Here is a 22,149-nt window from a genome sequence, read left to right on the forward strand (position 1 = left end):
TCCTTTTTACATGGTATACCTTTCATTTTTCTCGATGACGATTCTGATATTCTCCGGTGTTCCAATGTAGGTTGTATTGGCGCGAATGGTGTCCCGGCTCTCCACGATGCAATTCTCAATAACGCTGTTATCTCCGATATACACATCATTCAGGATTACCGAATTCCGAATAATGCAGTTGTTACCCACATAAACCTTACGGCAAAGAACAGAATTTTCCACTGTTCCATTGATAATACAGCCGCTGGCTACTATGGAGTTGTGAACACTGCAATCCGGATTGTACTTCGCAGGCGGGTTGTCCGCTAATTTTGTGTATATCCTTGGTGCCTGCTGAAAGAAATAATCCCGAATATCTCTCTTTAAGAAGTCCATATTCGTCTTGTAATAGGACTCCAAAGACGCAATATTGCTCCAATAAGTATTCAGTCTATAACCGTAGATTCGCTTTAAATTCTTATAGCGAACCAGAATATCTTTTACAAAATCATAACGATCTTCGTCGTGGGCTTTTTCCAAAAGCTCAATAAGCAGTCTTCTGCGGATAATATAAACTCCGCAAGAAATCAAATTCGCGTCCGTCGATACGGGCTTTTCTTCAAATTCCACGATCCTGCTGTCCTCATTCATTTTCAGACAGCCAAAGCGAGATACATCGTCTTCCGCATCAATAGACTTGCATACGACGGTAATGTCCGCTCTCTTCTCGATATGATATTCTAGTACCTTGTTATAGTCAAGTTTATATACCCCATCTCCTGCTGCAACAATCACATAAGGCTCATGAGAAGACTGTAAAAAAACAAGGTTCTGGTAGAGTGCATCTGCCGTCCCACGGAACCAGTCCCCGTGTTCAGCGGTTATGGTCGGTGTGAAGACATAAAGCCCTCCCTGTTTTCTTCCGAAGTCCCACCACTTGGAAGATGATAGATGTTGGTTTAACGAGCGGGAATTGTACTGTGTCAGTACCGCCACCTTCTGAATATGCGAATTGGACATATTCGAAAGAGAGAAATCAATCGCTCGGAATGTTCCTGCTACAGGCATAGCAGAGATAGCTCTCTTGTTGGAAAGCTCATGCATTCTTTTATTGTTTCCACCTGCTAAAATTATACCAATCGCTCTCATGCTCTTTCCTCCTCCCTGATAATCGCTCCTCCGCTAGAAAGAAGCCCATCCGGATAGTCGGATAGCACTGTTGTTCCAAAGATAGCTGTATTTCTCCCCACTCTGACCCCATCCGGTATCCGGGAGTTTTCCCCGATGGTCACAAGGTTCGAGCAATAAACCCTGCTGTCATAACCCGACTCTTGGTACTCTCCAGTACCGATAGTGCAGGCGTTTCCGATTGTCACATTTTCTGCCACCACAGCTTGGTCAATGTGGGTATTTTCACCAATAACCGTGTTTTCCATGATAATACTGTTTACTATGACTGCCCCGTGTTCCACTGTAACACCCGGTCCTATCACAGAGTTGTAGATTTCTCCGTGAATTTCACAGCCCTCCGCAATAATGGAACGTTCCACATGAGAATTCGTGGAAACATACTGCGGTGCGGCATTGTCGGTCTGGGTGTAAATCTTCCAGTATTCTTCGTACAAATTAAACTCGGGAATTAATGCTATAAGTTCCATATTGGATTCCCAGTAGGATAAAAGGGTTCCTACATCCTTCCAGTAGCCATTGAACTCGTATGCATAAATCTTCCCTTGATTTTGGAAAAGGTAGGGAATGACATGTTTTCCAAAATCACAGTCAGGAACATCTTTGTTCCTGAGCAAAGCCTCCTTTAATACTTTCCAATTGAATATGTAGATTCCCATGGACGCCAAATTGCTCTTCGGATTTTTTGGTTTTTCTTGGAAATCTATAATCCTTCCCTGCTCATCCGTCACGGTAATACCGAAACGACTGGCTTCTTCCATGGGTACCGGCATGGATGCGATTGTCAAATCCGCCTTCATCGCTTTATGGTATTCCAGCATCACCTCATAATCCATCTTATACACATGGTCTCCGGATAGTATTAAAACATATTCCGGATCATAGTTTTCGATGTAGGCGATGTTTTGATAGATGGCATTTGCCGTGCCAGAGTAAAAGCCTGTATCTTTTTGAGACTCATAGGGTTGCAGTACCGTCACGCCACCTCTGTTTCTGTCCAAATCCCATGGTATGCCGATTCCTATGTGTGCATTCAAACGTAGAGGTTGATACTGAGTCAAGACGCCAACCGTGTCTATACCGGAATTAATACAATTACTCAGAGGAAAGTCAATAATCGAGTACTTTCCACCAAAAGCCACTGCCGGTTTTGCCACATTCTTTGTTAGAACACCAAGTCTAGAGCCTTGGCCTCCAGCTAGAAGCATGGCGATCATTTCCTTCTTGATCATAATTAGCACCTCACCGTGTCTAGGATTCTGTCGCTCTGGCTAGTCCAGATTATAGAAAATTGTAATGAATTTAAAAAATCTCCTAAGTCTGGTAATTGAATTATAGCACGATTGGAATATGTTGAAAACAGGTAAATCAAAATATTCACTATAAAACGAATGAAATTCCTAGTAATTTTGTATAAATGTTTGTGTGTGTCATGTATAAAATCTTTTTTCTTTTCCTGTTTTTCGTTTTTTTCTCTAAGAATCAAAAGAAATATCCAAACGATAGCTCTCTTTTTTCTATTTCTTAATATTTTACAATAATTTTCTCCTTTTTAACAGTATTTTTATATGGTAATTATAAATAATTTTATACAAATAATAAAACAAATCTTTTTTAATTTTTTCCACACTTCAAGGAACTTCACACTAGCGGAATTAGCCTTGAAAAAAAGCAGTTCCTTAAGTATACTACATGGATATTAAGGTACTCTTATAAAGAGAATCTTTGCAATATTTATTCAAGAAAATGATTCGGTTATTATGTTGCATAATCATCCGGCGGACTGGATTAACCGTTCACGGAATAAGCACTATTAAAGGGGGATTTATGGAAATCACTGGTCTTCGAGACATTTTCCTTTCAAAGGAAGAATTTTTTGACACGGAAGTAACCGTCAGCGGTTGGGTAAGGAGTAATAGAGATTCCAAGAATTTCGGTTTCCTTACCATTTCTGACGGAACCTTTTTCACACCGCTTCAGGTCGTTTACCATGACAATATGGAAAACTTTAACGAAATTGCAAAACTGGGAGTCGGAGCTGCCGTTATCGTAACCGGACGTCTGCTTGCCACTCCTGATGCAAAGCAGGACTTTGAACTGCAGGCAACTGTGGTTTCTGTAGAAGGAGACACTCTTCCGGACTATCCTCTCCAGAAGAAACGACATAGCTTGGAGTATCTTCGTACCATTCCGCATCTTCGTCCGAGAACCAATACTTTTCAGGCAGTTTTTCGGATTCGTTCACAGATTGCATTCGCCATCCATTCTTTCTTCCAGGAAAGAGGTTTTGTCTATGTACATACCCCGATTATTACCGCGTCTGATGCAGAAGGTGCAGGGGAAATGTTCCAGGTAACGACTCTTCCCTTGGAAAATATTCCTATGCATGAGGGCTGTCCCGATTATAAGGAAGATTTCTTTGGAAAGAAAACCAGTCTGACTGTTTCCGGGCAGTTAAACGGAGAGACCTTTGCACAAGCCTTTAGAGATATCTACACCTTCGGTCCCACCTTTCGTGCAGAGAACTCCAATACACAAAGACACGCTGCAGAGTTTTGGATGATTGAGCCGGAAATGGCATTTGCCGATTTGGAAGATGTTATGTTCATCGCGGAAGATATGTTGAAATATATCATTCAGTATGTTCTTATTAATGCACCGGAAGAGCTGGAATTTTTAAATCAGTTTGTAGATAAGGAACTTCTTGCCCGTCTTCAAAATATTGTAAAGTCCGATTTCGCCAGAGTAAGTTATACAGAGGCTGTAGAACTTTTATCTAAGGAAAACGATCGCTTTGACTATAAGGTGGAGTGGGGATGCGACCTGCAGACCGAACATGAACGCTATTTAACCGAAGAGGTTTTTAAACGTCCCGTTTTTGTAACGGACTATCCAAAGGACATCAAGGCCTTCTATATGAAATTGAACGAGGATGGAAAGACTGTTGCCGCAGTCGATTGTCTGGTTCCCGGAATCGGTGAAATCATCGGCGGCTCCCAAAGAGAGGATGACCTTGAGAAGCTCACCAAGCGTATGGAAGAAATGAAGATGAATCTTGAGGAGTATCAATTCTATTTGGATCTTCGTAAGTACGGAAGCACAAGGCACGGCGGATTCGGATTAGGATTTGAAAGAGCCGTAATGTACATTACCGGTATGAGCAATATCCGTGATGTACTTCCGTTCCCAAGAACCGTAGGGAATTGCGAACTGTAAAGGAAGGGAATCCTATGCGTTTTATTCACGCCTCCGATTTAAATCTGGGAATGATTCCGGACGGACAAAAATCATGGGGAAGAGAACGCGGAAATGCGCTCTTCTCCGCATTGGATAAAATTGTAGATCTGGTTATACAGGAAAACGCGGATGCTTTGTTTCTGACCGGACAAAGCTTCCATTTTTCTCCTTTAAAGGAAGACGTAGAAAGAATCCGGCAAGTCTTTGCCCGGATTCCTTTTTGTCATATCCTTCTTTTTTCTAAAAATTCTCCCGATTATCATTTCCTGAATAATGCAGCTTTTCCGAGAAATATTCATCTAATTCGGGAAGAAAAGGAACATCTCTATGTTGAAGATTTAAATATGGAAATACTGGCCATACAAAAATATACCGGGCAGATAGCAGAGATCGAAGAGTTTTCCTTACAGCATTCCGATGCCATTCCTCTTCTACTCTGTAATACCGGTAAGGACTGTAGCTTCCCTAGCAATAGAGAAGAGCTGGAAAAGCTCCCATTTTCCTTTGTTGCTTTGGGAGGAGAATATAATAAGAGGGTTCTTTTAGAGAATAGAATTCTCTATGCCGGTTCTCCGGAGCCTTTAGGAAAAGAACAGTTAGGGGAACACGGTATTTATCTCGGAAATATCCATCCCTTGCAAAAAAAGGTAGATGCATTGGATTTTATTCCAATCGCTACCGTGCAATATATCTTCCTCCATTTTCATCTGGATAAAGAGACAGGAACGGAAGCACTCCGTTCCCGCCTTCACACAGAAATACAAAAAAGAGGCTTGGAGCATATTTATCGCATCAAATTCAGCGGAGACCGAGATCCGGAAACAAAAATCACGGAAGAACTCCTTCCTAAAGGTGCAAGAGTGATTGAATGGATAGACAAAACCTATCCGCTCTATGACTTCTATTCTCTTTATAAGGAACATAGTAACGACCTCATCGGACTCTATATTCGCTCCTACCTGAAAAAAGGCTTAAATGAGCTTTCCCAAAAAGAACAAGATGCCCTTTTTTATGGAGTTTCAGCACTTCTTCAAGGGGGAAAATAATGCAGATTACTAAACTGGAGATTTTAGGTTTTGGAAAATTCCGTAATTTTTCCTTGGATTTTTCTTCTAAATGCAATGTGATTTATGGCGAGAACGAAGCAGGGAAATCCACACTCCACAGTTTTATTCAAGCCATGCTCTATGGTATCCCAAGTGCACCAAGTAAAAAAGAAGAATTCTTTCGATATCTCCCCTTTTCAAAAAACGGGATGTCCCATGCCTCTCCGACTGTTCCAACGGAAAATGCTCAGTTCGGAGGAATTCTGTATTTCCATTATCAAAATGAGGATTACCGTATAAGCCGTGATTTTTCTAATGGGGGAGAAGCAAAGATTTATCGTATGAGCTGTCAAAAAACCATTGCTAATCCGGACTTGTTTTTAGAGGAAGTGCTTTCTTCCTTTTCTTTGGAAAGCTTCAAAAATACTGTCTCCATCCGTCAGTTAAAGTCTACAACGGAACGAGAAATGGTAAAAGAACTGCAAAGTATTTTTTCCAATACGGAGCACAGCGGAAATATAAACATCAATCCGAGTAATGCAATTTCCCTTTTGGAGGAAGAAGAGAGGCGCTTGAAAGAACATATTTATTTTCAAGCGGAAAAAGAATATAACTCTCTCCTCGGAGAAGCAAAAAAACGCGCAAAAAAATCTCGTTGAAGACAGCAGTAATTTATTCCCCAATAATGAAGACTTGCTTTCTTCTAATGAAAGTTCATTGAACGAAGCAAAACGACGCAGCAATAGCCTTGCACTGGAGCTGGATGAAAAAATTTCCGAAATTGCACGTCTTCAAAATGAATTAAACACTCTAGAGGGAATCCTCAACAGAGAATCTTTCAAATCTATTGAAGAAGCCGTTTTTGAAGAAAAAAAGTTGGAAAAACTTTTGATCGATCTACAGGATGATGAGGGAAAGAAAAATCACAGCAGATTATTCCCCCTCCTTCTTTTATGCATTTCCTTTGTATTCCTGTTTTATGCAATATTCAGTGGATTTTATTTTTACAGTGACCTATCCGTTTCCGAGATTTTTTCCATAAGAATAAACGGAATTCCTTTGCTCTATCCCTGCCTTTGCTTTTCTGCATTTTTCTTTATTTTTGCTTGCACTATCTATTGCGAGGGAAAGAAAAAAGCGGAATTGGAAAAACAAAAAGAACAATTCTATAATGAAGTTCTACAAAAAAGAAGAATTGCCGACTATGCTTCCCATATGAACAGCAGCAAAGAAGAAGTTGAAGGGACTTCCTCGGTCGAATTTTTCAGCCCCTATATCATTAAAGCTTATTACAGTGAAATCAAAAAGAACTTTGAAGAAATTGCCGAAAAGAAAAAAGAACTGGAAGCAATTAACCTGGAAATTTCCATTCTGAAGGAAGAGGAAAAGAAAGAACGGGAAGAAGAACGCAGACTACAAGAAAAAGAAGATGCATTGGAAAGCAACTTACGACAAGTTTCCACCCTTCAAAAAAGAGCGGAACAGATTCGCCCCAGTATTTACGAAAACGAAAGATTTAAGGAAAAGCTTGAAGCTATAGAAGAAGCGAAAGAGCGAATTGAGCTCTTATCCAAAGAAATCTACCAAAGCTTTGCTTTTTACTTGAATAAGGAAAGCGGAAAAATACTTTCTCATATTACAAAAGAGCGTTATGACTCTCTTTTTATTGACCAGAATCTGCGCATCTTTGTAAATACGGAAAAGAAATTGCTCCCCTTGGAGCAGGCTTCTACCGGAACGATAGACCAGCTCTATCTCTCTCTTCGACTGGCTACTGCTAAGCTTTTACAAAAAGAAAAAAAAGAATTCCTTCCTCTTCTCTTTGATGACAGCTTTGCTATGTATGACGAAAGCCGTTTGAGTCAGGCTCTTTCTTTTATAAGCAAGGAGTATCCCTCTCAGATTCTTCTCTTTACCTGTCATAAACGGGAGTCTGAAATTCTACGTAGCCTAAATATTCCGTACAAGTTGCTTACTATTTAAAATAAAGAGATTGACTGCTCTACAAAGATTTCAATAGGAAGGAAAATACAGAGCTGAGTTTATTGCCTTAAATTTATTCAAAATAAACCACCACAAAGGACTGTTTACAGTCCTTTTTCTTTCCCTTTATTTTTATAATGCTTTTCTCCTCCGTCCATTCTTTGCAAGGTAATCGACTCACGAAACTCTGTCGGAGTCATCCCCTTAAACTTATAAAAATTCAAATTAAAAGTTTTGATATTGCTGTATCCGACAGAAACGGATATATCCAAGATGGAATAGGATGAGGAAACCAGCATTTCACTTGCCTTATTAATCCGTATAAAATTCAATAAAGTAGAAAAATTCATCCCTGTATAGTAAAGCAAAGAACGATTTAATTCAGAAAGCGTTATATCGTATTTTTCCGCAACATTTCCTGCATGCAACTTTTCTATCTCAAAATTCCGATAAAGATAATCTGTCACTTCCAGTGCGACATTTTTTTCTGAAGAGCTATAGGAAACACCCTCTTTCCCGTAAGTTTTACGATATTTATGTGGTGTCAAACCAATCTTATCAACGAAATGCCTTGAAAGATGCGAAGCATCTGTAAATCCTAAAATTTCTGCTATTTCTTCCAACGTCAAGCCTGTATAGATCAAATAATCGGAGGCCTTTTCAATGCGAATATCATTCAATAATTTCGTAAAGCTTGTACCCGTCAAATCATTTAGCTTCTTCGACAGAGAAGACTCAGAAATATAAAAAACATCTGCCACCTTTTCCAAAGTCAAGTGCTCGGCAGAATGGAAATATATATAACTCAAAATCGAATTCTGTAAGCCGTTGCTTGATTTTTTGCCCATTTCTTCTCTAGCCTGAAAACATCGTCGGTACTCCACCATGAGTTCTATAATTTTAACCAGAGTATACAAAAAAGTAATCGGCTTATTCCTTTGACTCAAAACCGCAGAATCTACTCCGAGCTCTCCTTGCAAAGACGACATAATATAGTCAATGCGGGATGACTGCTCCTTATCCAGATAAATTACCGGATGCGACAGTAGAAAATTCAAAAGACTCACGCTCTCCTCTTCCAAGCCCGGCGTAAACTTCAAAACTGTATTTAAAAATTGATAATCGTAAACAATGAGACTTAGATGTAATGTGTCTCTAACATCGATGATATCCGTCACTCTCCATGGCGTAATTGCACAAAGAGTATGCGGGCGAATATCATACTCCACCCCGTCGATTTTGATTTTCCCGATTCCCTTGTTAAAATACATAAATCGGGCAGCCTGATGCATCAATGCTTTTGTCGGCTTCTCTATCGCCTCATAGTCAAAGGCACACAGAGAAATCGGATTGATATCGGACGTCCAACTTTCCTGTATAACGGCTTTTTTATTCATATATCCTTATTCCCCAAGATTATAAAATTTCTTATCCCTAAAATAGGAACGGAATAGCAAATAAAGAAAAATCCCCTCTTTTATAACATCTAACTCTAACTCAATGTTGTCTTATTATACCATGATTTTGAATATATTGCTCACAAAAAAGGACTTTTGGAAACAAGTCCCAAAAGTCCTTTCTTTTTAAATAAGTACCACGCTCCTTGCGCGCGAAATCCTGTTCAGAGTCGTTTCAGCACCTATTAAAAATACTTACATAAACAATTACTTCATCATCATCATTGCCAAAGACAATACGACGATATTCGCAATACCAATTGCAACAAAGAGCTTTAATCCCCACTTCATATAGGTCTTTAACTCTACCTTAGCTGCACCAAGTCCTCCCATAACAACACCGGAGGTCGGAGTGAAAAGGTTAATCAAACCGCAACCTGCAGAGAATACAGCAACCATAACGGATGCATTAAATCCAAGAGCATTTGCAAGACCTCCCATTACCGGGATGGAGAAACCTGCCAATCCGGAAGTAGAGGGAACCAGGAAGCTGAGCACTAAGTAAATGATGTAGGAAAGCGGAGCAAATATGAAGCCCGGAACTCCTCTAAGCATACTTGCAGACTTGTCCAAAATCCAGAAGTCCATATGTGTTGCCTTCATCACTACCGTAATACCACGTGCTACCGCAATAACAATAGCTACGGAAAGAAGATCTTTCGCCCCATCAAGGTAAGTATTGATGAATTCGTTTTCCGACATTCTTGCCATAACAGCAATAATAACGCTGGCAAATGTAAACCAAGCAGCCAATTCCGCAAAGTACCACTGTCCAAGAGGAACCCCGGTCAAGAAATCAGACCAGCCCAGTGCCGCAAGATAAGATTCTTCATTGCCTCCAAAGGTAATATCCTGATAAGAAATCAGGGATGCTATCATAACCGCAAAGGAAATTGCAAATACAATCAGCACCGCCTTATGCTTTCCGGTAAACTCCAGAGTCTGTCCATCATCCTTTGTGAAGTACTCCTTCATGTCCTGCTGTTCCTGTAAGGAAAGAATGGTGGAGCCTTTATCAGCCTTTACTTTTCTTGCATAGCCCAGCACGAAGAAAATAGCGATAAGGAGTGAGGTTATCCAAAGAGCAAAACCGAGAATCATAATAGTTGTACTACTATACGGAACATTTACGCTCTGTAATGCAGACGTTGCTGCCCCTGTAGCGAAGGGGTTAATTGTGGATCCTAAAACACCACAGCCCGCGCCGAGCAGAACAGTTGCTACAGCAACGATGGTATCAAAGCCGGCCGCTACAAGAGCGGTAGTAATCAGAGCATAGAAACCGATGGTCTCTTCTGCCATTCCGTAGGTAGAACCGCCGATAGAGAAAAGAATCATCAAAATAACAATTAAAACTTCTTCCCTACCGTGCATCTTTTTAACCAGATGATATACACCGGCTTCAAGAGCACCGGTCTTCATCACAACACCGATAAAACCACCGATAGATACGATAAACACAATTAAGTCAGCCGCATCCACAAATCCATTAGGATATGCCATGAAGAAGTTGCTTAATTTAGCTCCTACCACGGTTACGGTACCACCGTCAGCAACGGTCTGAACCAAGTCCCCATACTTATCGGGATTCAAACCTGCAATAAGATCATTGCTGATTGGTTGTCCGTTCAAAAGAACGGAAATAATACATAAAACTGCTAAAATAATAAATAAAATACTAAATGCTGTTAGAGATTGTTTTTTCGCTTTCACAGAAACACTATCCCCCCTTCTGCTTTTTTTATTTAGTAATAATGGTGCCTGTTTCACCCTTTAAAGCAAGAGCAGCCTTCTGTAAGGAAGTAATAAGAGCGGTTCCTCCGTTTGTATTATTCTTGACAAATTCCATGCAAGACTGAACCTTAGGCAGCATACTGCCCGGCGCAAACTGCTTTTCAGCAATATACTGTTCAGCCTCGGAAAGACTCATGGTTGGAAGTTCCTTCTGATCCGGTTTGTTGTAATTGATACAAACACGGTCTACTGCAGTCAGAATAATGAGCATATCCGCTCCAATCGACTCAGCAAGCAATGCGCTGGAACGATCCTTATCGATAACCGCTGCAACTCCCTTTAAGCCTTCCGCTGTTTCCACAACCGGAATTCCGCCACCACCGACTGTAATGACAATGTCACCTGCCTTTACAAGCTGCTCAACAACCTTGAGCTCAACGATACGCTGTGGAATTGGTGAGGGAACCACACGACGATATCCTCGTCCTGCATCCTCCACAAAGGTAAATCCCTTCTCTGCCGCAATTTTGTCGGCTTCTTCTTTAGTATAGAAGCTGCCTACAGGCTTTGTCGGCTTTGCAAATCCGGGATCTTTCTCATCTACAACAACCTGGGTAATAATGGAAGCACATTCCTTATCCATGTGACGAGCCTTCAATTCCTTCTGAATAGCCTGCTGTAAATGGTATCCGATATATCCCTGAGACATTGCTCCACATTCCGGGAACGGCATGAACGGAGTATTTCCTCCCTTAGTACTGGAAAATTCCATTGCAAGGTTAATCATGCCGACCTGTGGTCCATTACCATGTCCTACAATCACTTCGTATCCTGCTTCAGACAAGTCTACAATTGTCTTTGCGGTGTGACGAACTAAGTCAAGTTGCTCTTCGGGGGTATTGCCTAAGGCATTTCCCCCGAGAGCTACAACAATACGTTTTGCCATGCTCTACTCTCCTACTTTAAGGTTGCATACATCACTGCTTTAATGGTATGCATACGATTCTCCGCTTCATCAAACTGTCTTGCCTGCTTTCCAAGGAAGACATCATCCGTTACTTCCATAGCCTCTAAGCCATACTTCTGGTAAATATTTTCACCAATGGTGGTATTGCGGTCATGGAAGGAAGGTAAGCAATGCAGGAAAATAGCATGCTGATTAGCCATAGCCATAACTTCTTTATTTACCTGATACGGACGAAGAAGCTTGATTCTGCTCTCCCACAGTTCTTCCGGCTCACCCATAGAAAGCCAGATATCGGTATAAAGTACATCAGCTCCCTTTGCACCAATCTTCACATCATCCGTTAATTCAATCTCTGCGCCTGTGTCTTTCGCTACTTCTCTGCATTTTGCAACAAGGTCGTCGGAAGGCATCAAATCCTTCGGTCCGCATGCACAGAAGTGCATTCCGAGCTTAGCACAAACAATCATTAAAGAGTTAGCTACGTTATTTCTTGCGTCTCCAAAGAATGTTAACTTACGGCCTCTTACATCGCCAAACTCTTCCTTTACAGTAAGAATATCCGCAAGCATCTGTGTCGGATGATACAAATCGGTTAATCCGTTCCATACAGGAACACCGGAATACTTTGCAAGTTCCTCTACTACCTTCTGCTCATATCCGCGGTACTCGATACCGTCATACATACGACCCAATACCTTAGCGGTATCTTCCAGAGACTCCTTCTTGCCCATCTGGGATGATCCCGAATCAAGGAAGGTAACACCCATTCCCAAATCACGAGCTCCTACTTCAAATGCACAACGTGTTCTGGTAGAAGTCTTCTCAAAAAGCAATACAACCTGCTTGCCCTTCAGATAACTGTGGTCTACACCGTTTGCTTTTAATCTCTTGAACTCGGCAGAGAGCTCTAAGAAATATCTAATCTCATCCGGTGTATAATCCAGCAAAGTCAAGAAGCTTCTTCCTCTTACATTAACGCCCATAGTTAATTCCCTTTCTCTTCTACATTATCGCACTACTTAGTCTTCACGAATAAGTGGCATGGACATACATCTGGGGCCGCCACGTCCTACACATAAGTTCGATGCTTCGAGCTCCAATACGGTAAATCCATTCTCTTTCAAGTACTTGTTCGTAACGTAGTTTCGCTTGTAAACAATAATCTTTCCGGGAGCAATAGTCAAGGTATTTGAACCATCATTCCACTGCTCTCTCTCTGCTGCAAGTGCATCTCCTGCACCGCAGGGGAACAAGCGAACCTTCGGCAGACCCATAAACTTAGCCAGAATTTCTTCCAACTTTCCGGTATGCTCTTCAATCTTCACATCATGCTTTGCTGCATCCTTTGTGATTGCGAAAACCTGTAAGGTTCCCATAATTCCCGGGTGAATAGTAAATGCATCGGTATCAATCTGTGTAAATACGGTATCCAAGTGCATGAAAGCACGAGAATTCGGAATATTGAAAGCGAGGATAGTCTCGATCTTGTTTCCTTCATTCTCGTAGAACATCTTCATAGCCAAATCCTGAATGGCTTCTGCCTGTGTTCTCTGAGAGATACCGATAAAGAGTAATTTTTCATTTACGTTCAATACATCGCCACCCTCAATATGGAAATGATTGTTACGACCATAAAGATCGGGAACATTTCCTGCAAACTCAGGATGATATTTAAAAATATAATCCGCATATATGGTCTCGCGATTTCTTGTTACAGAATACATTCTGTTGATAACGGCACCATTTCCTACTGATGCAAACGGATCACGAGTAAAATAAAGGTTCGGCATCGGATTTACAAGAAGATGAGATGCAGTCTCGATTCTGTCTACCAAGAAATTCGTATGAATCTCACCAAGCTCGGAGAAGGTAATTCCGGCCATCGTCTTCAGAACGAGTTCCTTGTTGTTCTTGAATTTTGCTAAAAAATCTTTGATGATTTTGTGGTACACTGCTGTATGAACTCCGGACTCTTCCAACCACTGATCCAAGAACTTCTCCTTGATTTCCGGATGGGCATCCAGTGTTTCAGCCATCAAATCTTCAAGGTAAACAACCTCAACACCATTGTCTCGTAAAATCTGTGCAAAACGATCATGCTCAAGCTGTGCCTCGGCAAGATCAGGGATATCATCAAACAGTAACTCTCCTAAGGTATCCGGAGTTAAGTTCAATAATTCGTCACCCGGCCTGTGAAGCAATACTTTTTTGAGTGTCTTAATCTCACTCGTTACATGAATATTGGACATGCTTTTCCTCCTTAAATAAAAATTGATTTCCATAAGCCCATACCGCGCGCCAGAAATGGATTTACTTTTAATCAATAATTAACCTTTTGTAAGGTTTTTTCGGTAACATGCTAAAGTTGTACATAAAAAAGTGCATCAACTCTTCCCTAATTGTAAACTTATTATTTAATAAGCATGGTAAATATGCGGCAAAATTTTTGTATTTTTCTGCATAGTTTTATAATAATGCGAAATATTTTACCGTTATATAACTGAATTTTGTTCATAAAGCATATAATAAGCTTCCCACTCCTTTGACATCTCAGCAATTATTATAAATAAAAATATTTGAATTATATAATAGAAATCTTCGATAAAATTTTATCTGTATTCCGTTTTGGAAAATTCTATCCTACAGAAAATCTTCCGTAGCTAAAAATTTTTCGTATCTAGAAATCTTCCATGCCAAAAAATTTTTTCTGCATAAAAAAACCATTTCATACAGGATATGCAGAACTGCTTCCTATTATGAAATGGTTCCCTACTACTTTTAATGGTTAAACATAGGATTGAAAGGATTGGGTTATACATCCGAATAATTTCGCTATAGATTTCAATACTCAAGCCAATTTTTAAATGCTCGCTTTTTCTTCTTCCAATTTCAGAATGGTCTCTGTCAAACTCTTTGCTTCTCCCTTCTGCAGAATAAGAATCATGGCTTCTATATCATCGAGATTCATATGTTTCTTTCCGATATATTGTTCAACCTCCTTGGATAATCCAAGAGCCTTCTCCCGCTCTAACGTTTCAAGTTCAACACGTTCCTTCGTACTTTCCTGCCATTCTGCCTTGAGAGCTTCTAAATGCTCCTTCTCGGCATTTTCAATCTCATCCTTAATGATTTCCTTGCTAACCGTTTCGAAGTTATGAAGGGCATTTTGCTTTTGGGCAATGAAATCATTTCTTTCCTGTGTCAATCTAGCAATTTCATCGTCATACTCGGTAAGGTTATAATGTCCGTCATCCGAGTCTTTCCGAATCTCTTTTGCCAAAGCCAAAATCGATTTTTTATTTTTCAGGATTCTTTTCCGGATAGAAACGCTTTGTTTTACTACTTCCCTGAATTTTCCGACTGTACGATTTCCCACAAGGACATAGAGACCTCCGAAAATAAAAATATCCACTAAATAAATCCCCACCAAAAAGAGGATTCCTCTTTCCCTCAATAAGAAGAAATACAATCCGAGAGGAATTGCGGCAAAGAAGAAAAGGAATAGAAAAATCAAGCACAAAAACTCAGCAAATCCAACAGGCTTATACAAAACGGCAAAGAGTTTTCGGGAAATAAACATAGGAGCACCTTCCCTCTTACAAATCCCTTGCATCTGTCGCTTTAATTCTTTGTTTTCCTGCTTAAGCGGTGCCGTTTCCTCTGCAATGCGCTCTTTTATTCCCTTATTCTTTGCACTTTCTCTTTCACTCTGTGCTTTCTTTACTTTACCGCTACTCTGTTCAATCTTCTCATCGTAGGACTGCTCCAGTTCCTTCTGTCTTTCTTTAATTGTTTTTTCAATTTTTTCCGTTACTGCAGCTCTGTCTCTTTCATATACCTGCTTTGTCTCTTTCTCTTTCTCCAATGACACTTGCAAGTTCTCTTGAATTCTTTGAAAATTGATTAATAATTCCTTTGACTGTTCTAAAAAAGCTTGAGGATTCTCTGTTTCCAGTCCCATTTTCCCCCTCCGATTTCTGATCTTCTATTCTTAATTCCATCTTTTATTACTGTCTTTATAACGTTTTATTTATAGCATAGACCTGTATTTCTTACAACGAAATATAATAGACTTTTTAACTATTCCGGATAGGAATCAAAAAATTATACTGCTTTATTCCTTTTCTTTACCGAAGAAAAAGCTGGAAACCGTTCCCGGACCGGTATGACAGGCAATCGTTCCGCCTATGTCAAAGATTTCAATACCTCCCTCCGGATGAAAGCGCTCTTCAATCCTTTCCAAAAGCTTCTTTGCATCCTCAAGGCACGCAGAGTGACTGATAAAACATTTTTCCGAAGGAGTATATCCTTCCTTTTCCATCTTGGAAAGAATATTTTCTATAGCCTGTTTTTTTCCGCGTGCCTTTTCGATAGGCTTTAATGTTCCTTCCTCCGTAATCTTTAGGACCGGACATATTTTTAAAAGCCCCCCGATAAAGCCTGCCGCCTTACTGACTCTTCCTCCCTGAATAAAAAAGCGAAGATCAGAGGTAAAGAAATAGCCATGCAGACGATTTCTCCATTTTTCCACTTCAGTACGAAGGCTCATCATATCGAGGCCTTTCTCTTTCAATTCATAAGCCTTATCTACCAAGAGACCATAGCCGCTGGAGGCCATGAGAGAATCCACTATTTCGATTTTTCTCTCCGGAAATTCTTCCAATAAAATGTCTTTTGCAATATGGCAAGAGTTATAGGTACCGGACACTCCGCTGGAGAGGCAGATATGGAAGATATCCTGCCCTTTTTCTAGATATTTTCGAAAGCTGTCGATATATTCTTCCGTATTAACTTGCGTAGTCTGGCTTTTCTTTCCGGAAAGCATACGTTCAAAGAGTATTGCTTGAGAAATAGACGCATAGAAATCATCCTGATACGCCTCTCCCTCCAAGAAAAATTTTGCATAAACCAGATTAACGCCGTGTTCTTCCGCCCATCTCTTTCTTAAGTCCATGGTGGAGCAACAAGATAGTACATAATGATCCATTTTTATCCCTTCTATTCTTTCCACTCTTTCCATTAAATCGAGTTAGGGGTTCTTACTCCCCCAGTACGTTACGGATTGCTACCGGCGTTCTGTAATTCCAACGATAAATGCGAATACCGGAACGACGAGATGCCGCGTTTACTACCTGTCCGTTTCCAATGTAGATTCCTACATGATTTACCACTCCTCTTCGGTTAGCATAGAAAATCAAATCTCCCGGCTTAATATTTTCACTGCTTACCTTCACACCGGTTTTAGCCTGCTCCCTGGATACTCTGGGTAAAGATACTCCATATTTTCCCATAATCGTCTGTGTAAAGCCGGAACAGTCACAACCGTGCGTAAGCGAAGTTCCTCCCCATACATAGGGATTACCCACAAACTGACAAGCAAAGTTTACAAGATCACTTCTTCTCTTTGCAGCCTGATTAGCTCTGTCTTGTGCCGGACGGTAGCTGAGCGCTTCATAAAGAGCATAGCTCACGGATACATTATTGTCTCTGGTAGAGACGAAGGCACCCTGTTCTCCTTCGTCATCATCCCCGGAGTCCAGTTCCAGCTGTACCCACCCATCCAACTGATTAATAACCGAATACCTCTGGTCCTTGGTTATCTTCGTCCATGCCGAGGAATTTAAGTCAGCACTGGAACGCACATTTAAAGCATCGGTATTTACAATTGCCATTACTGTAGCATGCTCTACCGCAAGACTTTCCGCTTCCTTTCCTCTTGCCACAAGCTCAGCCTTTACATACCCCGTGATTCCACCGGATTCAATCTTTAGCCATCCGTTTTCCTCACCAAGTATATTTCCGCCGGCAAAGCTTGGAAACTTTCCGATAATATTTTCAATTCCTTTATCCTCGGGGCTTGAGCGGATGTTGATATAGTCCTGTGCCTTGGAAACCCCTAAATTGTCATACATATTTAGAACCTTTTGGCGAAGATTTAAGCTTCTTGCTTCATCTAAGCCATACTCCAAACGCACATTTTCCGATTTGGAAGAAATATAAGCTTCTTCCACCCCTTCCAAGGTATCTGCGGAAATTTTCAAAAAGTCCTTTCCGCTTCTGCTTAATACTATATAGCGCTCTCCCTTGGCGCAGGAAGAAAGTGTATTTCCATCCACAATTTCCGGGGTAGAACGAATACGAAGCTTATCGGCAAGAATGGTTACTCTGGGCGCCATATACTCACGGGCCTTTTCCTTTGCTTCCTCCCCTTCCAGAAGATAGTTTTTTACAATATAGCCCTCTAAACCGCCGGAACGAACCTTCGCCCAGCCTGCCTTTCCTTCCACGTCGGATTCCAGCACTTCTACTCCCGCACCGTTTCGTAAAAGCCCTATGATATTGCGGATATCATTTTCATTGGTATCCGAACGGAAATTAATATAAGAATCACATTGAATCAAACCTAAATTCTGATATTGTTCAAGTGCTTCCTCCTGTTCCGTCTTAATCTTATCCTCTAATTTCAGCTTTAATGTTGACTCTGATGCTTTTTCTGTCTCTCCCCCGGCAATTTCACCGGCGGAAAGAACCGAAGCCTTGTCCTCTTCTTTTTCAGACGGGTTTCCGGCTTTTTTGCAAGAATACAAAGAAAAAGACAGCGCTAAGAGCAAGACCAGCATAGATAAACGTCGAATTCCATTTTTTTTCTTCATCTTCATCATTTTTACCCGATTTTGTGATTTATATTGCATGGCTTTTATTCATCTCTTGTTTATTCATTATTTTTGACTCTTTAAACAGATAAAGCTTCCCTGCACTCCTCTTTTCCCTTGACTAAAACGATGAGAAAAGAATAAATCCGGATTTTCCATTGTACAGTAGCCGCTTATGGAGATATTTTCCGGCGGAATAAAGCATTCCAAGGCAATGATACGATTAAGCTCCCATAAATCAATGTGGAACTTTTCTTCGGAAACCCGTTCAATGGGACAAGCATTTTTTTTCACTTCCTTAAGTGCAGGAAAAGCGTCCAAAAATGCTTCTCCCACATCCTCTGACACCTCATAACAATTCTTACAGATACTCGGTCCAATAGCAATATAGATTTCTTCGGGCTTGGAGGAAAATTCTTCTTCCATCGCCTTAATCACTTGTGCAAGGATTCTTCCGTGTGTTCCTCTCCAGCCGCTATGGCAGGAAGCGATGGCTCTATGCCCCTTATCGTAAAAAAGAATCGGCACACAGTCCGCAGAGAAAGCAGTGAGTATCACATCTTCTTCATTTGTTATAAGAGCATCCACATCCGTATACTCTCTTTCCCGGAAAATACCTCTTCCTCGGTCTTCTTTTCCCACGCGGCGGACATTTATACTGTGCGTTTGCTGCGTTAGCACAAAATCTCCTGCCTGTCCTCCGAGAGCTTGCCCTATAATACGGAAGTTTTCTATAACATTTTCTCTTTCGTCCCCTAAGGAAAAACCTAAATTAAGAGAGGAAAGATAATCCTTGGACACCCCACCCTTCCTCGTGGAAAAGCCGTGCCGAAGTCCCGAAAAACCTTCTAAAAGGGGAGATTCTATGAAGGGAAGACTATGCTCCCCAACTTTATAGTTCTTTATCGGAAAAACTGTCTTCAATCTAAACTCCTGTATTCATTTCTAAAATTTCAGCCATTTCCTTCGCTGTTTTTGTGCTCATTACAGCTCCGTTTATACCGGCTTCTTTCGCCGCTTTGATATTGTCTTCCAAATCATCAATAAAAAAGCAATCTGCAGGATTTAATTGATATTCCTTTAAGAAACGCTCGTAAATAATATCTTGCGGCTTCACACACTTATAGGCTGCAGAATAAAAAATCCCGGAAAAGCACTCTACGGCAGGAATCACTTCTTTGTAGATGGAAAGCAGACGCATAGAGGCATTGGATAGGAGGTATATATTCTTTCCCGCCTCCTTTAAAGCACGGATAATCTCCGCTGTGCCCGGAATCGTCTCCATATTATAAAGATGCCAGTTTTGAAAAGAAAGATGCGCGAGTTCTCTTGCCTTATCGGAACAAAGCCTCTCCATCCAGTTTCGCTCAGCCTTTTCTTCCTCTATGAGTCCTGCATCCAGTAAAAACCACTCCTGTGAGTTAAAGACAATGTTCTTCACCTCTCGAATCAATTCCTCATCCTCCGTATACTGCCGGATAACCCACTCCGGGTTATAGCTTATCAGGACATTCCCCATATCAAAAAGAATATTCTTATAAGAAATCATTACAATCCTCCGATTTTTATATAAAAAAAATCCCGAGCACCGCTCGGGATATGACGAATCCGGGAATCGAACCCGGGATTCAGCCGTGAGAGGGCTGCGTCTTAACCTCTTGACCAATTCGCCTTAGTCGATTTGAAACCGACTAGCGAATTCTAGCATACCTCAGGATTTCCGTCAAGCAATTTTTCTAAATCTTTGAAAAATCCGGGATAGGAAATAGAGATGCACTCCGCATCCTCAATCTCCATAGGACTTTCCTTCGAACAAAGAAGTCCGAGCACGGCAAAGCTCATGGCAATGCGATGGTCTTTAAAGCTTGGAATTCGCTTTCCCTTTAAAGGAAAAATACCGTCCTGTCCGGAAATCCGCATGCCGTCTTCCGTTTCCACGCAAGGGATGCCGAGACTTGTAAGATTCTCTACTACCGCCCTTATGCGGTTACTTTCCTTCACCTTAAGCTCCTCCGCATTCTTGATTACGGTTTCTCCTTCGGCAATCGTAGCGAGTATGGCAAGAACCGGCAGCTCATCTATGAGTCTTGGGATAAGAGCACCTGCAATTTCCGTACCCCGAAGCTTTCCGTAAGTAAGGAGAACATCTCCTCTTTCTTCCCCTCCTATCGTCTTTTTATTTAGAATTTGAAACTTTGCCCCCATATTGGAAAGAACGTCCAAAATTCCGCTCCGGCTTTCATTTAGGCCGACACTTTCCAATAAAACTTCGGAGCCGGGAAGGAAGAAGCAGGCTGCCATAAAGTAGGCTGCGGAGGAAATATCTCCCGGAACGGAAAAAATCCCCGGAATGGGATGCAAGTCCTTTCCCGGTCTTAAGTGAATCTCGGCTTTTCCATCTTTCAGGATTCTTGTTTCAATATCCGCCCCCATTGCAGAAAGGAGCCTCTCCGTATGATCCCTTGAAAGAGAAGGCTCCGTATAGACTGTCTCCCCTTTTGCATAAAGAGACGCCAAAAGTACGGCAGACTTTACCTGTGCGGAAGAGATGGGACTTTCATAGCAAATTCCCTTAAGTGCACTGCCTTCTATCTTTAAGGGCGCGGTGCATTTTTCTCCTTCCGCGGAAATCTTGGCTCCCATCTTCGATAAAGGACTTAGCACTCTCCCCATGGGACGCTTTTCCAGACTCTCATCTCCGAAAAGTACGGAAGAAAAGGTCTGTCCGGAAAGGATTCCTGCCATAAGGCGCATGGTTGTTCCGGAATTCCCGCAATAAAGAGAGCCGGCAGGCGCCTCTAAAGCCTCCATACCCTTCCCCTCTATGGTGAGTTTTGTACCTTCTCTTTCTATGGAAACACCGAGTTTCTGAAAGATATCCATAGTAGAGAGACAGTCTTCAGAAGGAAGAAAGCCCTCTACCACCGTTTTTCCCTTCACAAGAGACGAAAACATAATCGCTCTATGAGAAATACTCTTATCCCCCGGAACACAAAGTTTCCCCTTTAATACTCTTCCTACTCCATAGAGCTTCGCAATCACTTAAGATACCCCTTCATTTCCAAATAATTCCGCATGAGTACTTCCATTTCCCGGTAATCAATACGGGAAGCGTTAATCATCAAGTCATAATTATCCACCTTCATCCAGTCCTCTCCGGTGTAATACTTATGATACTCTCTTCTTTCCCGGTCAATCTTCTTGATACGCTTCTTTGCCTCTTCTTCATCCACCTTACAGTAATCCATGGTTCTTTCGATACGCTTCTCCATGTCTGCATAAACAAAGAAATCCACATGTTCTTTCTTTGCTTCCCGTAAGATTACGTTGGCACAGCGTCCTGCAATAATACAGCTCTCCTGCTCCGCAAGTTCTACCACAACCTGACTTTGGAAACGAAAGAGGTTCTCGGGACTCACGATGTCCTCTTCAAGACTCGGCTTTCCAAGTCTCGGTTTTAAAGAATCCACAATCTTGTATAAGAGATTACTTCCCGCCTTCTCGTCCGCCAAACGGAAGTACTGCTCTCCGATTGCCGTCTTTTCGGAAGTAATGCGCAAAATTTCCTCATCATAAAAGGGAATCCCCAAAGATTCTGCCAAGTTTTTTCCTACAGTGCGTCCTCCGGATCCATACTGTCTTCCAATGGTAATGACCAGTTTTTTTGTAAGCATATTCGCCTCCTACATCGCTAGCGGTATTGTTTTTCTTATTATAATACAGAAAAGGCAGTAGCACAGCTAAAAAATTGTCTCTACGTGCTGAACTGCCTCTTTAACTTTTAAACCTGATATTTCCGTCTTTGCTTTTGTCGGATTTTCTCCAACCCGCTTCTTTTCTCTTAGATTCTGAAGAATTTTTTTCACTATCTCAAATCAAGTTTCTATTTCCAATAAATATATTAA

18 protein-coding genes and 1 tRNA gene are annotated in these 22,149 nt (G+C 41.2%); 4 read left to right on the plus strand and 15 right to left on the minus strand.

The features are described from left to right. Nucleotides 1–6: 6 nt before the first annotated feature. Together glgD and HMPREF9625_RS09770 are read right to left on the minus strand one after the other, a co-directional pair. Nucleotides 7–1,128, minus strand: a complete 1,122-nt coding sequence (glgD, locus tag HMPREF9625_RS09765) for a glucose-1-phosphate adenylyltransferase subunit GlgD (RefSeq protein WP_009534531.1) — start codon at nucleotides 1,126–1,128, stop codon at nucleotides 7–9. Continuing rightward, on the minus strand, nucleotides 1,125–2,399 hold the full coding sequence (locus tag HMPREF9625_RS09770; RefSeq protein WP_009534532.1) for a glucose-1-phosphate adenylyltransferase: 1,275 nt from the start codon (nucleotides 2,397–2,399) through the stop codon (nucleotides 1,125–1,127). The genes glgD and HMPREF9625_RS09770 overlap by 4 nt, the downstream gene beginning before the upstream one ends. A gap of 595 nt (nucleotides 2,400–2,994) precedes the next feature. On the opposite strand from HMPREF9625_RS09770, the gene asnS reads away from it, so the two are divergent. The 4 genes from asnS to HMPREF9625_RS11510 are packed head-to-tail and all read left to right on the plus strand — an operon-like array spanning nucleotide 2,995 to nucleotide 7,433. Next, nucleotides 2,995–4,383, plus strand: coding sequence for an asparagine--tRNA ligase (asnS, locus tag HMPREF9625_RS09775; protein ID WP_009534533.1), 1,389 nt, complete (start codon nucleotides 2,995–2,997; stop codon nucleotides 4,381–4,383). A 14-nt stretch (nucleotides 4,384–4,397) separates the two neighbouring features. Continuing rightward, nucleotides 4,398–5,450, plus strand: a complete 1,053-nt coding sequence (locus tag HMPREF9625_RS09780; RefSeq protein WP_009534534.1) for a metallophosphoesterase family protein — start codon at nucleotides 4,398–4,400, stop codon at nucleotides 5,448–5,450. Next, nucleotides 5,450–6,109, plus strand: coding sequence for an ATP-binding protein (locus HMPREF9625_RS11505; protein WP_009534535.1), 660 nt, complete (start codon nucleotides 5,450–5,452; stop codon nucleotides 6,107–6,109). Before HMPREF9625_RS09780 ends, HMPREF9625_RS11505 begins: the two co-directional genes overlap by 1 nt. Before the next feature lie 58 nt (nucleotides 6,110–6,167). Next, the gene (locus HMPREF9625_RS11510) at nucleotides 6,168–7,433 is read left to right on the plus strand and encodes an ATP-binding protein (RefSeq protein ID WP_242826664.1); all 1,266 of its coding nucleotides are present in this window, start codon (nucleotides 6,168–6,170) and stop codon (nucleotides 7,431–7,433) included. A gap of 104 nt (nucleotides 7,434–7,537) precedes the next feature. Here HMPREF9625_RS11510 and HMPREF9625_RS09790 read toward each other — a convergent pair whose 3' ends face one another. From HMPREF9625_RS09790 to HMPREF9625_RS09850, 13 genes are all read right to left on the minus strand, one after another. After that, complete coding sequence (locus HMPREF9625_RS09790) at nucleotides 7,538–8,830, minus strand: helix-turn-helix domain-containing protein (protein ID WP_009534537.1); 1,293 nt, start codon at nucleotides 8,828–8,830, stop codon at nucleotides 7,538–7,540. Between the two features lie 267 nt (nucleotides 8,831–9,097). Beyond that, a complete protein-coding gene (locus HMPREF9625_RS09795; protein WP_009534538.1) occupies nucleotides 9,098–10,603 on the minus strand; it encodes a YfcC family protein in 1,506 nt (501 codons plus the stop codon). Nucleotides 10,604–10,631: 28 nt separating this feature from the next. Next, complete coding sequence (arcC, locus tag HMPREF9625_RS09800) at nucleotides 10,632–11,570, minus strand: carbamate kinase (protein ID WP_009534539.1); 939 nt, start codon at nucleotides 11,568–11,570, stop codon at nucleotides 10,632–10,634. Nucleotides 11,571–11,581: 11 nt separating this feature from the next. Next, nucleotides 11,582–12,574, minus strand: a complete 993-nt coding sequence (argF, locus tag HMPREF9625_RS09805; protein WP_009534540.1) for an ornithine carbamoyltransferase — start codon at nucleotides 12,572–12,574, stop codon at nucleotides 11,582–11,584. Nucleotides 12,575–12,610: 36 nt separating this feature from the next. Continuing rightward, nucleotides 12,611–13,840: an arginine deiminase gene (gene arcA, locus HMPREF9625_RS09810; RefSeq protein WP_009534541.1), complete on the minus strand. Its 1,230-nt coding sequence runs from the start codon at nucleotides 13,838–13,840 to the stop codon at nucleotides 12,611–12,613. A gap of 611 nt (nucleotides 13,841–14,451) precedes the next feature. Further along, the gene (locus HMPREF9625_RS09815; RefSeq protein ID WP_009534542.1) at nucleotides 14,452–15,552 is read right to left on the minus strand and encodes a hypothetical protein; all 1,101 of its coding nucleotides are present in this window, start codon (nucleotides 15,550–15,552) and stop codon (nucleotides 14,452–14,454) included. 153 nt (nucleotides 15,553–15,705) lie between these two features. Further along, nucleotides 15,706–16,578 carry a DegV family protein gene (locus tag HMPREF9625_RS09820; RefSeq protein ID WP_009534543.1) on the minus strand — a complete coding sequence of 291 codons (873 nt, stop codon included), beginning with the start codon at nucleotides 16,576–16,578 and terminating at the stop codon, nucleotides 15,706–15,708. A 52-nt stretch (nucleotides 16,579–16,630) separates the two neighbouring features. Further along, nucleotides 16,631–18,283, minus strand: coding sequence for a C40 family peptidase (locus HMPREF9625_RS09825; protein ID WP_009534544.1), 1,653 nt, complete (start codon nucleotides 18,281–18,283; stop codon nucleotides 16,631–16,633). 27 nt (nucleotides 18,284–18,310) lie between these two features. Beyond that, complete coding sequence (pgeF, locus tag HMPREF9625_RS09830) at nucleotides 18,311–19,168, minus strand: peptidoglycan editing factor PgeF (protein ID WP_009534545.1); 858 nt, start codon at nucleotides 19,166–19,168, stop codon at nucleotides 18,311–18,313. 1 nt (nucleotide 19,169) lies between these two features. Then, the gene (locus HMPREF9625_RS09835) at nucleotides 19,170–19,793 is read right to left on the minus strand and encodes an HAD family hydrolase (RefSeq protein WP_009534546.1); all 624 of its coding nucleotides are present in this window, start codon (nucleotides 19,791–19,793) and stop codon (nucleotides 19,170–19,172) included. Nucleotides 19,794–19,844: 51 nt separating this feature from the next. After that, a tRNA-Glu gene (locus tag HMPREF9625_RS09840) sits at nucleotides 19,845–19,916 on the minus strand. 29 nt (nucleotides 19,917–19,945) lie between these two features. Continuing rightward, nucleotides 19,946–21,286, minus strand: coding sequence for a 3-phosphoshikimate 1-carboxyvinyltransferase (gene aroA / locus HMPREF9625_RS09845; protein ID WP_009534547.1), 1,341 nt, complete (start codon nucleotides 21,284–21,286; stop codon nucleotides 19,946–19,948). After that, nucleotides 21,283–21,918: a cytidylate kinase-like family protein gene (locus HMPREF9625_RS09850; RefSeq protein ID WP_009534548.1), complete on the minus strand. Its 636-nt coding sequence runs from the start codon at nucleotides 21,916–21,918 to the stop codon at nucleotides 21,283–21,285. The genes aroA and HMPREF9625_RS09850 overlap by 4 nt, the downstream gene beginning before the upstream one ends. Nucleotides 21,919–22,149: the final 231 nt, after the last annotated feature.

The organism is Oribacterium parvum ACB1 (genome assembly GCF_000238055.2).
Taxonomy (GTDB): domain Bacteria; phylum Bacillota; class Clostridia; order Lachnospirales; family Lachnospiraceae; genus Oribacterium; species Oribacterium parvum.